15 protein-coding genes are annotated in these 9,553 nt (G+C 70.5%); 1 reads left to right on the top strand and 14 read right to left on the bottom strand.

Annotation, left to right across the window (positions count from 1 at the left end; all coding sequences use genetic code 11):
* Window positions 1–7: 7 nt before the first annotated feature.
* The 3 genes from ACN27A_RS12110 to ACN27A_RS12100 are packed head-to-tail and all read right to left on the bottom strand — an operon-like array spanning window position 8 to window position 2,945.
* Window positions 8–1,408: a replicative DNA helicase gene (locus ACN27A_RS12110; RefSeq protein ID WP_421452604.1), complete on the bottom strand. Its 1,401-nt coding sequence runs from the start codon at window positions 1,406–1,408 to the stop codon at window positions 8–10.
* Complete coding sequence (locus tag ACN27A_RS12105) at window positions 1,405–2,097, bottom strand: ATP-binding protein (protein WP_421452602.1); 693 nt, start codon at window positions 2,095–2,097, stop codon at window positions 1,405–1,407. The genes ACN27A_RS12110 and ACN27A_RS12105 overlap by 4 nt, the downstream gene beginning before the upstream one ends.
* On the bottom strand, window positions 2,094–2,945 hold the full coding sequence (locus ACN27A_RS12100) for a hypothetical protein (protein ID WP_421452599.1): 852 nt from the start codon (window positions 2,943–2,945) through the stop codon (window positions 2,094–2,096). Before ACN27A_RS12100 ends, ACN27A_RS12105 begins: the two co-directional genes overlap by 4 nt.
* 318 nt (window positions 2,946–3,263) lie before the next feature.
* On the opposite strand from ACN27A_RS12100, the gene ACN27A_RS12095 reads away from it, so the two are divergent.
* Complete coding sequence (locus ACN27A_RS12095) at window positions 3,264–3,452, top strand: hypothetical protein (RefSeq protein WP_421452597.1); 189 nt, start codon at window positions 3,264–3,266, stop codon at window positions 3,450–3,452.
* A gap of 297 nt (window positions 3,453–3,749) precedes the next feature.
* Here ACN27A_RS12095 and ACN27A_RS12090 read toward each other — a convergent pair whose 3' ends face one another.
* From ACN27A_RS12090 to ACN27A_RS12040, 11 genes are read right to left on the bottom strand one after another with little or no spacing between them, the layout of a single operon-like run.
* Complete coding sequence (locus ACN27A_RS12090) at window positions 3,750–4,274, bottom strand: hypothetical protein (protein WP_421452595.1); 525 nt, start codon at window positions 4,272–4,274, stop codon at window positions 3,750–3,752.
* 29 nt (window positions 4,275–4,303) lie between these two features.
* The gene (locus tag ACN27A_RS12085) at window positions 4,304–4,810 is read right to left on the bottom strand and encodes a hypothetical protein (RefSeq protein ID WP_421452592.1); all 507 of its coding nucleotides are present in this window, start codon (window positions 4,808–4,810) and stop codon (window positions 4,304–4,306) included.
* A 33-nt stretch (window positions 4,811–4,843) separates the two neighbouring features.
* Entirely contained in the window at window positions 4,844–5,527 is a 684-nt protein-coding gene (locus ACN27A_RS12080) for a hypothetical protein (RefSeq protein WP_421452589.1), read from the bottom strand.
* A 55-nt stretch (window positions 5,528–5,582) separates the two neighbouring features.
* On the bottom strand, window positions 5,583–6,059 hold the full coding sequence (locus ACN27A_RS12075) for a hypothetical protein (RefSeq protein WP_421452586.1): 477 nt from the start codon (window positions 6,057–6,059) through the stop codon (window positions 5,583–5,585).
* A complete protein-coding gene (locus tag ACN27A_RS12070) occupies window positions 6,059–6,568 on the bottom strand; it encodes a single-stranded DNA-binding protein (RefSeq protein ID WP_421452584.1) in 510 nt (169 codons plus the stop codon). Before ACN27A_RS12070 ends, ACN27A_RS12075 begins: the two co-directional genes overlap by 1 nt.
* A gap of 33 nt (window positions 6,569–6,601) precedes the next feature.
* Window positions 6,602–6,859 (bottom strand): WhiB family transcriptional regulator, encoded by a 258-nt coding sequence (locus ACN27A_RS12065; RefSeq protein WP_421458447.1) that lies wholly within the window; start codon window positions 6,857–6,859, stop codon window positions 6,602–6,604.
* 56 nt (window positions 6,860–6,915) lie between these two features.
* Window positions 6,916–7,089 (bottom strand): hypothetical protein, encoded by a 174-nt coding sequence (locus tag ACN27A_RS12060; RefSeq protein WP_421452582.1) that lies wholly within the window; start codon window positions 7,087–7,089, stop codon window positions 6,916–6,918.
* Entirely contained in the window at window positions 7,086–7,253 is a 168-nt protein-coding gene (locus ACN27A_RS12055) for a hypothetical protein (protein WP_421452580.1), read from the bottom strand. Before ACN27A_RS12055 ends, ACN27A_RS12060 begins: the two co-directional genes overlap by 4 nt.
* On the bottom strand, window positions 7,253–7,732 hold the full coding sequence (locus ACN27A_RS12050; RefSeq protein ID WP_421452577.1) for a DUF4326 domain-containing protein: 480 nt from the start codon (window positions 7,730–7,732) through the stop codon (window positions 7,253–7,255). Before ACN27A_RS12050 ends, ACN27A_RS12055 begins: the two co-directional genes overlap by 1 nt.
* A complete protein-coding gene (locus ACN27A_RS12045) occupies window positions 7,729–8,751 on the bottom strand; it encodes a DUF5131 family protein (RefSeq protein WP_421452574.1) in 1,023 nt (340 codons plus the stop codon). The genes ACN27A_RS12050 and ACN27A_RS12045 overlap by 4 nt, the downstream gene beginning before the upstream one ends.
* Entirely contained in the window at window positions 8,744–9,328 is a 585-nt protein-coding gene (locus ACN27A_RS12040; RefSeq protein WP_421452572.1) for a hypothetical protein, read from the bottom strand. The genes ACN27A_RS12045 and ACN27A_RS12040 overlap by 8 nt, the downstream gene beginning before the upstream one ends.
* Window positions 9,329–9,553: the final 225 nt, after the last annotated feature.

Raw genomic sequence — 9,553 nt, 5'->3', positions numbered from 1 at the left:
AGGGCTCCTAGGCGGGGATCGCCATGTCGACGAACTTGGACAGGTGCAGGGGGGCTGCGACGGTGACGACGTCGGTAGGGCCGTCTCTGTGCTTGGCGAGGATGAAGTCGGCTTCCCCGGCGCGGGGGGACTCGGCGTCGTAGTAGTCGTCGCGGTGCAGCAGGAGCACAATGTCGGCGTCGTTCTCTATCGCGCCCGACTCGCGAAGATCCGACAGGTTTGGGCGCTTGTCGGCGCGCTGCTCCGGGCCTCGGTTCAGCTGCGACACCGCGATCACCGTGATGCTCAGCTCCATCGCGAGGAGCTTCAGGCCCCGCGACACGGCGGCCACGGCCTGCTGCCGGTTCTCCGACCGCGACGCAGTGGTCTCGATGAGCTGGAGGTAGTCGACGATCAGCAGCCGCAGCCCGTGCGCCCGGTGCAGCTTCCGCGCCCGCGACCGAATCTCCGCCAGGGTCATGTTTGCGGTGCCGTCGAGGTAGAGCGGCTTGTCGCCGGTATCCCCGGCCAGCCGGCCGACCGCCGTCCACTCGTGCTCGTTGAGCAGACCCGACTTGATGACGGTCAGCGGCACGTCCGATCCGGACGAGAGCAGCCGCTTACCGATCTCCTTGTCGGCCATCTCCAGGGAGAAGATGGCCGCGCAGATGTCGTGGTGCCATGCGGCGACCCGCGCGAACCCGGTCGTCGCGACGCTCTTGCCGAGGCCGGTGCGGGCGGCGACCACGATGAACTGTCCGCCGCGCCAGCCGCCGCCGAGGAGCCGGTTCAAGTCCTCGAAGCCGGTGGGGATGGGCCGGTCCTCGTCGGCGTCCGGGTCGGCTTCGGCGGCGGCCTGCATGGCGGCGAACACGTCGGGGATGACGAGAGACCACGGGCGGGGCCCGGCGACTAGCGACGAGTCGTCCAGAGCGGCTAGGCGCTCGCGCACATCGTCGGCGATGTCCTCAGGATCACGTCCGCTGCGTGCCTCCTGGTTGATGAAGGCGGACAGCGCCAGAAGATGCCGCTTGTGGGATGCCTTCCTGACCATGCGCGCGTAGTACGGTCCGTTCACGGCGAGCGGTACGCACGCGACCAAGGTGTGCAGGTAGGGTGCCCCGCCGACCCGGCTGAGTTTCCCTCCGAGCGCGTCAGCGACCGCTTCCGGATCCGTAGGGGCCTTCCGGGCGGCCAGCTCCAGGATCGTGTCGAAGATGGTCCCGTGGGCGGGCCGGTAGAAGTCGGTGCCCTTCAGTAGGCGTTCGATGTCGGCGGCTGCGTCGGCAGACAGCATCATCGCGCCTAGGACGATCTGCTCTGCACCGGAGTTGTGTGGTGGGGTCCGATCGAACTGGCCCTCATCCTCGTGCGGCGGCTCGTCGGGAACCGCAGGCGGGGCGGGCGGCCGGATCATGAGGTCGGTCATGCCTGCCGCCAGCGCCGGTCGTTGCCGACGAGCGCGACCCGGAAGGCGTCGCCGAGGCGGGACGCGACCCGATCGCCGACGGCCTTGACGAGCGGGTCACCGATGAGGTTGGTCGAGTAGATGCCGGGCAACTGGTGGGCCCACCGGTAGTCGATGAGCCGGAACAGGGTGTCGCCGGTCCAGTCGGACTGCTTGCCGGCGCCGATGTCGTCGAGCATCAGCAGGCCGGTCTGCATGTACCGCTCCAACACCCCGTGGTGTGAGCCGTCGGGGGACACGCGGGTCTGGGCGTTGAGGTCGGGGTGGGTGACGGCTTCCCACCGCAGCGGCCGGCCCTGCCGGGCGGTGGTCTCGACGACCTCCCGGATGACGCCCCAGCCCTGGTGAGTCTTCCCGACGCCGGTGGGGCCGACGAGCAGCAGCGACGGGGCGGCGGCCGGGTCGGCGAGGAGGCGCGCCAACCAGGTGCGTACGGCGGAATGGTCGGCACGGGCGTCGGCGAACGCCGGGGGCACCTTCGCGGCGAAGCGGCCCAGGGCCCGCTCGGTGCGGAACCGGGCGTGATCGAACGGGGTCGGCGTGTAGTCGCCGCCGGTGGACAGGTTGGCGGGGTCGATGCCCTTGCCGGCGAGGAAGTCGCCGACATCGAACCGCTCGGGCTCGTCCGGGTTGTGGGTCTGGTCGGTCACCGGGACACCCACCTTTCGTAGTCGTCGTCGGGCTGGTTGCGGTAGGGCTCGCGGGCCGGCGAGCGGGGCTGGGTGGTCGGGGACCGCTCGGCGGCGTTGCGCATCCAGTAACGCCAGGCGGCGGCCCAGTCGCTTTTGGTCGCGTCCTTGCTTCTCGCGGTCCAGAAGTCGCGGAACTTCGCCGTCTCGGTGGTGACGTTGACGTGCGGGATTTCCTTCGCGGCCCAGGCCGCCATGCCGTCGGTGACGGCGAAGTCATCGGGGATGCGTGTGGCGCGCTTCGGCTGCCGTTTGGTGGGTGGCGTGGGGGGCGCCGCCGGAGGCGGCGTGTCGAACAGAGCCTCCGAAGGAGGGTCTGTTGTGGGTACGGGAGTGGGAGTGGGGTCCCGGCGCGCGGGCGCGCGTGAGCCATCGCTTGCTTCGCCGTTGCCATCCTCGTCATGGCAAACCGATGGCAATTTGCCATCGGGAGTCGGGTCATTTCCGGCATCTGGGCGCTTGCCCCACCGGGCCGCCGCGCCACGCTTTCCCGCCTCCGACCGCGCCTCGCGCGTGCTCTCCGTCGGCAGGTAGTCGACGAAGTCGTGGATCATCCACCCGCCGGACTCGTGCTCGTCCCACAGCCCGTGAGCGACCAGGATCTGCGCGCCCTCCCGATAGGCCGGACCGAACCAGCGGCGAGGCAAGCCGGGCGGGATGAGCCCCGGCGTCTTGCCCTTCTTCCGCGTGTTCCGGTGCGCCCAGGTCCAGGCGAGCGTCCACAGCCCGATCGCGAACCCCGCAACGACAGGGTCGTCCCGGTCGAGCATCGCGACGACCTTTGGGTGGTCGTCGAACCCGTCGTCCATGCGTCCCCAACCCATCAGCGCTCCCCCTGCCCGTAGGCGCCGGACCTGGGGAGGTCGGGCGTGGCCGGCGAGACGCCGGGCCGGGCGGGTGCGTGGGTCACGTTGTGCTCCGTTCGGTGGTGCGGTTGTGCGGGGTGCAGGTGCGACTAGGGCTGTGGCCTGCGGTTTTGGTGTCCGTGGGTTGACCTGGACACGTGCCGACCTTACCCTCATTCCTTAGGACTTTCCAGCGGAATTACTAAGGAGTTTGGGATGATTCGACAAGCCGATCGGCGGACTACCGCAGGAAGTCCGCAGGAAGACCGGTACGATGCCGGCGTGAAGGTGGAACGCCACAGCGTCGAAGACGTCCGCAAGAACGTCGGCCAGTGGGCAGTCGCGGCCGGAGACGGACCGATCGACTCCCACAAGGTCGTCACCCGGCACGGCGCCGAACGCCTGGTCATCGTCGACATGGACTGGTACCGGAAGGCCCGCAAGGCGATGAAGGACCCCACCGACCTGTAGCCGCCTCACCCCGCACCACCCGAGCCCGACGCCACCCCAGCGTCGGGCTTTACGGCTGCCCACCGCCCAGGCGGCGGGTGCTCCTCACACCGCCACCCACACGGGTACAGCCGCGCAGGCCGCCCACACGGCGTCACCCCCGCACCGCACCCCTGAGACGGCGGCGCCGGGCGCACGAACCCCGGCGCCGGCCGGCGCACGATCGTCACCTGCTGACGGCCCACCACCACATCCCTCCGGCTTCTCGACCCCGGGTGGTGCGGCTCGCCCTTTGACGGGCCGCACCACGGCCCGGGGCTACTTCTTCTCGGTGAGGGTCAGCGACGGCGTCTTGATGGTCATGGGGGCGTCGGTGAGCAGCCACCGACCGTTCCACTGGACCTCCACACCGGTGTCGGTGAAGAAGTAGATGCCGCCCTCGTCGCCGCCGTACGAGCCGTCGTCGGTCGGCCCCTGGATGCTGAGGTTGCCCCAACTGCTGGAGTAGATGTCGTCGGTCGGCGTGAGCTGGGCGCCCGTGCTGGTGACCTTGCCCTTGATCACGTAGTAGGCGTAGACGCCACCGGTGTCGGCGAGCAGGTAGATGTAGCGCACCCGGTCGGGCTGGTTGTTCCGCTTCAGGTGCTCGATGATGTTGGCCCGCTCCAGCGAGTCCGTCAGGTTCGGGATCGGGTCGTTCTTCTTCTGGGCCTCGTAGTTGGCGTTCGCGGTCGGGTCGTTCTGCTCCTTGCCGTCGCCGTCGTCGCAGGCGGTACCGGCGCCGAGCACGAGCGCGGCCAGGGCGGCGACGGCGAGGACGCGGGTGCGGGTCTTGACGGTCATGCGGATCTCCTCGGTGGTCGGTTCGGTGTTCAGCGGGGGACGGCCGGAGTCGGCGAGTGCGCCGCCCGGCAGTCGGTGGTGGAGTCGGTGTCGTCGATGCGCTCCGGCAGTGACGTGTCGCGCCACTGCGCGCGGGAGACCTTCGCGGCCTCGGCGTTGTACGCGCCGACCATCTCCATGCACCGGTTCACCAGGCCGCGGTAGTTCGTTTCCGCGAACTCGGTGGGCTTACGGGACAGCTCGGCGTACGCCTCGTCGATCCGCCGGTCCGTGGAGCGGATCTGCTCGTACTGGCCGACGAACCACTCCTGGGCGTTGACCCGGTTGCGGCCGTCGTTGGTGATGCGGGTGGCGTCACCGGCGCCCTTGACGTCGGACGTGGCGACCCGGAAGCCCCAGACGCCGACGGCGACGAGGCCGATGACGGCGGCGACGGCCAGGCCGGCGAGGACGATGCGCCAGCCGGCGGCCAAGCCGACTGCGGAGGCGTCGGCGACCTCGCGCCGCTCCTCGCGTGTGCGCTGGAAACTGCCCATGGCGGTTCTCCTTCGTGGGTGTAGGTGTGGTGGTCAGGCGACCGACGCCAGCCGGCGTCGCTCTCGCCGGATCGGCTGGATGGCACCCCGGAACCGGTCCCCGACGGTCACCAGCGACATCGCGTCCGTGCCGGCGAACGTGAGCTTCAGGCCGCCGCCGCGCTGCCGGACCTGACCGAACGCGGCCAACATCTCCCCGTTGAACTCGATCGCGTCGACCGGCGCGGCCGGCGGCATCACCGCGAGGAGCTGCCGCACGTCCGGCAGGTCCACGTCCCGGTCGACCACGGTCACCGCGAGGCCCGGCATTCCCGAGTCCGTCGAGCGGGCCGCCCGCAGCTTCGCCCGGTCGGTGATGCCCTCGACGTAGTCGAGGCCGACCGGCACCCACCAGTTCTTCTCGTTGACCTTGAAGGTCTTCGCGAGCAGCGCGGCGTCAGGCAAACCGAGCACGATCGACCACGGCCGGGAGGTCCCACCGCGCCGGGCGAACACCCCCTCCTGCATCGCTTCCTCGGGCAGGTCGTCGGGGTGCCACGACGACACGCCCATCCGCAGCTCGTCCGTCGCCATGGCGTGGACCTGCTCGCCGTCCCACTGGATGCGGATGGCGAACGTCTCGGGGATCTCCTTGTCCTGGCCGGCGAGAGGCAGGACGTCGTTGATGAGGCCGACGAAGTCGCCGGACGGAATGTAGGTGGTGTCGTAGCCGGTCATCTCGGGCTCCTGCCTGGTCTGGGCGGGTACGGGCGCGTCGGGTGGGGGCCGTTGCTCATCGGGCGCGCTCCACCGGGGGGACGTAGAACGGCATCAGCTCGCGGCGCTTCGCGTCGGCGATGGCCGCTGCGGTTGCCTCGGTCGCGTAGGTGCCAAGGAAGTAGTTGCGGCCCTGGAACTTGACCCGGGCCTGCCACCGGCCTGACTTCATCGGGTGGACGCCGCGGTAGCGGGACTTGCCTCGCCCGGCGACGTTCTGGCTGGACCCGCTCGCGTTGACGACTCGCAGGTTCCGCCGTCGGTAGTCCGTGACGTTGCCGTCGCGGTGGTCGCCGATGAGCCCGTCGCGAGTTTCAAGGCCCAAGATCCAGCGGTGGAGCAACTGCATTCGGCCGTTCTCGGCGAGCTGGACGTATCCGTGCGAGCCGATTGAAAGGCCCCGACCGCCCAGGCGCAGGTAGTCGTCGATATCCACCAGGACCGGCTGGGCGCCGGTCTTGGTGGAGGCGTGCAGTTCAACCCAGGCGCGCATTAGAAGGGCGGTTCGGAGTCGAAGCCGCTGCCGGCGGCGGACCGGCCGTGCGCCGGGCTGGCGGGCGCGGGGCTGCCGGTAGCCCACGGGTCGTCGTGGTCGCCGCCGCCCTGACCGCCACCGCCACCGCCACCGCCGCCGGAGCGCGACATCTTCTGGACCTTCGCGGTCGCGTACTTCAGCGACGGGCCAATCTCGTCGACCTCCAGCTCGATGACGGTCCGCTTCTCGCCCTCACGCGTCTCGTAGGACCGCTGACGCAGCCGGCCCGACACGATGACGCGGGCGCCGCGCTGCAACGACTCGGCGACATGCTCGGCGGCCTGACGCCAGATCGTGCAGGCCAGGAACAGCGGCTCCCCGTCCTTCCACTCCCCGGACGCCTTGTCGAGGAACCTCGGAGTCGAGGCGATGCGGAACTTCGCAACGGCCGCCCCGTTGGGGGTGAACCGCAGCTCCGGGTCATCGGTCAGGTTCCCGATGACCGTGATGGTGGTATCTCCTGCCATGTGGCTTCTCCTTCGCGGGTTGGGTGGGGTGGGCTACTGCTGGTGGGCGCGGAGGACGCGGAGGCCACCGCGACGCTTCAGGGCCCGGCGCTCGTCCTCGCTCATGCCGCCCCACACCCCGAAGTCCTGGCCGGACTCCAACGCCCACTGGAGGCACTGGTCGGTGACAGGGCAGCGGCGGCAGACGGCCTTGGCCTGCTCGACCTGCAACAGGGCGGGGCCGGTGGTGCCGACCGCGAAGAACAGCTCCGGGTCTTCGTCACGGCACACTCCGCGGTGCCGCCAGTCGATGCCGCCGAGGTCGGCGGACGTCGAGGCGCTGTCGAGGCCGTGCGTCGACCGGCCCCTCACTTGACGGCCTCGGTCTCGGTAGTGCGGGTGGTGTGGGTGCGGGTCACGGGCCACTCCTTGTCGTCGTCACGGGTTGGGATGTCCTCGGGCCGCCGGTAGCCGTACTGGGCGGCGTGACCGAGGTCGAGATCGAGCAGGGGCCGCAGGTCGGCCGGCGTGGGGGCGTTCACTGGCTTTCCTCGCCGTACAGGTCGACCTGCCGGCCGCTGTCCGGGCAGGGCTCGCCGGTCTTCGGGTGCTTGTGCGGGTAGATGCGCTGATCAGCGCGGCCGACTGCCACCTGCTCGCGCGGGCATCCGGTGCAGTTGATCCGGGGGAGACGAGGGCGGGCCATCACGCCTCACCGCCGTTCGCGAGCTCCAGCAGCACGTCGGCGTGGCAGGGCTGGTCGAGCGGGCACGTGCAGGCCAGGTTCGTCCCGGCCAGGTTGCGGCGGATGTCCTCGACGGTGACCTTCAGGAACCGGCCGCTGCCGCTCGGGAAGGCCATGCGCATGCCCGGGGTCGGGTCGGTGAGGGTCAGCCGGTACAGCTCGACGATCTCCTCGCGGGTCGCCCAGCGAACGTGGGTCTCGACGATGTCGTCCGCGCTGAACCACATGTCGTGGCTCGCGCCGGCACCGCTGCAACGGCCCTCGTAGTCCCACTCGCGTCCGAACCGCTCCAGGTGCTTCGGCCCGAACCGGACGAGTCCACGCGACCGGTCGCGGTAGACGAACGGGTTGCCGTAACGGGATGGGCGGGTGACGAGGCGGGTGTTCGGCGGGAGCTGGGTGCCGGCGAACCGGTTCCACTGGACGCGCTTCGGGCTCACCGGGCCACCGCCCCGACCGGGTGGCCGTCGTGCAGCTCGCCGTCGAGCAGCCGGCCGGCCGCCTTCAACCCGACCCGGGCGACGTGCGCCCACGCCTCGTCCTCGGTACCGGTGAACTCCCCGAACGGCTTGGTCTTACCGGTGACCGGGTCAACCCAGCAGTGCCGCTGCGGGTTGAGCCAGGCGTCACCGATCGGCCAGTCAGCCGGGTACTGGTCGTGCCATTCGCCGTTCTGCTTGTGGTGGAACACCACCCCGGCTGCCTGGCACTGGTCACGCAAGGACCGGAACCAGGCCGGGTGCGTCGGCCGCGCCTTCGGGCCGGACTCGCCCTCGGTGATCACCCAGGAGATGCCGCCGTTCTCCGGGTCGAGCCAGTGCCCGTACGACAGCTCGCCGGTGAACCCGTCGGCGGCGCAGTACCCGCACCACTCCCGCCCGTCGCCGTCTACGACGATCTCGGTACGGCCGTGGGCGTCGCAGTACGCCGGGTCGAGGTCGACCGGGCCGAGCAGGGGAGCAGCGGATACGAACTTGACCGGGGCCGGCAGGGCGAGCAGGGCGGGGATGCGCTGGTCAGCGAACCGCTGCGTCTCCGCGCTGACCCCGAGCCACACGTTGCGCGGCCACGGGTAGCCCCACGGCACCATGCCGGCGACGTTCTCGGGCCGCTTGGTCAGCAGCATCCACGTCAGCGCGGGGGTCTGCTCGATCAGGTCCCACAGCCGGCGGCGGGCGTCCACCACGTCGGGGTGGTCCTCGAACACGTCGGCCATCGACGCGGAGAAGACGCGGAGGGTCTTGCCCTCGGCGACCGCCTCCCGGTTCCACTTCAGCGGCTTCGCCCAGTTGCCCTCGGACATCATCCGGCGGCCGACGGTCCGCCCCCAGTGGTTGCCGCCCCACCGGCTGTCGGTGGCCTTCGCGTAGCAGAACCGGCACGCGGGGGACACCTTCGCGCACCCCCACCAGGGGTTGAAGGTGTGATCGGCCCAGGAGATCCCGGTGTTCTCAGCCACGGCTGGCCTCCTTCGCGGCGTGGTGCTGGCGGATCAGGACGTCGGTGGCGATCCGCCCGGCAGGGCTCGCCGGCTCGGTCTCGCGGATGCGTTCCAGCGCGGCCCGGAACGCCTCGGCGTCCAGGGCGGCCAAGTCGACGGCGGCCGGGGCGGTCGCCGGGCGGGGGCGGCGGATCGCGGCCAGCTCCCGGGCAACGCGGCCCGACAGCAGGTCCCCAGGCCGCCACACGCCCACGTCGGCGCCAGCGGCGGTGAGGATGTCCATCCACATCTGCTGCTCCGGCTCGATGACGCCGGTGGTGGATTTCAGCTCGCGGAACAGCACCCCGCCGGGGCCGGCGAGGGTGAGGTCCAGCCAGCCGGCACCGTCACCCTGAACGGGAGTGATCCACTTTCCGGGGCGGATCTCGACGGGGCGGAAGTGCGCGACGAGGACAGGCCGGTAGTGCCGCTGGACGAGTTCGATGATCCCGTCTTGCAGCTCGGCCTCTTCGCGGCGGCGAGTTCCCGGCACGGCCGGGCGGCTGCGGGCCTTCGGCGGCATCAGCGGCTCACCGCCTCGGCGATCTGCCGCCAACCATCAACCGTGACTTCACCGTGCTCGCACTCCCCGCAACCACTTCCTGCACATGCGGGACACACCCGCAGGCCGGCTACGTCCTGCCGACGGGATATCGGCCGACCAGAGAGCGCCGCCCGGCTGAGCAAGCGGGCACGCTTCTCTTCGGTGACCTCGCCGCTACCAAGGCAGTCAGTGCAGATGCCGCCGGCACCAGCCACCCCGTAACCGTCTCCGCTTCCC

The organism is Micromonospora sp. WMMD737, from assembly GCF_049179055.1.
Classification (GTDB): Bacteria; Actinomycetota; Actinomycetes; order Mycobacteriales; family Micromonosporaceae; genus Micromonospora; species Micromonospora reichwaldensis.
Note: the sequence above shows the minus strand (reverse complement) of the source record. Positions and strands in the feature narration are given on the sequence as shown.

Bases quoted from the DNA above. Each gene is read 5' to 3' on its own strand.
- ACN27A_RS12110 (WP_421452604.1), bottom strand. From the start codon at position 1,408: ATGACCGACCTCATGATCCGGCCGCCCGCCCCGCCTGCGGTTCCCGAC.
- ACN27A_RS12100 (WP_421452599.1), bottom strand. From the start codon at position 2,945: ATGGACGACGGGTTCGACGACCACCCAAAGGTCGTCGCGATGCTCGAC.
- ACN27A_RS12090 (WP_421452595.1), bottom strand. From the start codon at position 4,274: ATGACCGTCAAGACCCGCACCCGCGTCCTCGCCGTCGCCGCCCTGGCC.
- ACN27A_RS12085 (WP_421452592.1), bottom strand. From the start codon at position 4,810: ATGGGCAGTTTCCAGCGCACACGCGAGGAGCGGCGCGAGGTCGCCGAC.
- ACN27A_RS12080 (WP_421452589.1), bottom strand. From the start codon at position 5,527: ATGACCGGCTACGACACCACCTACATTCCGTCCGGCGACTTCGTCGGC.
- ACN27A_RS12075 (WP_421452586.1), bottom strand. From the start codon at position 6,059: ATGCGCGCCTGGGTTGAACTGCACGCCTCCACCAAGACCGGCGCCCAG.
- ACN27A_RS12070 (WP_421452584.1), bottom strand. From the start codon at position 6,568: ATGGCAGGAGATACCACCATCACGGTCATCGGGAACCTGACCGATGAC.
- ACN27A_RS12055 (WP_421452580.1), bottom strand. From the start codon at position 7,253: ATGGCCCGCCCTCGTCTCCCCCGGATCAACTGCACCGGATGCCCGCGC.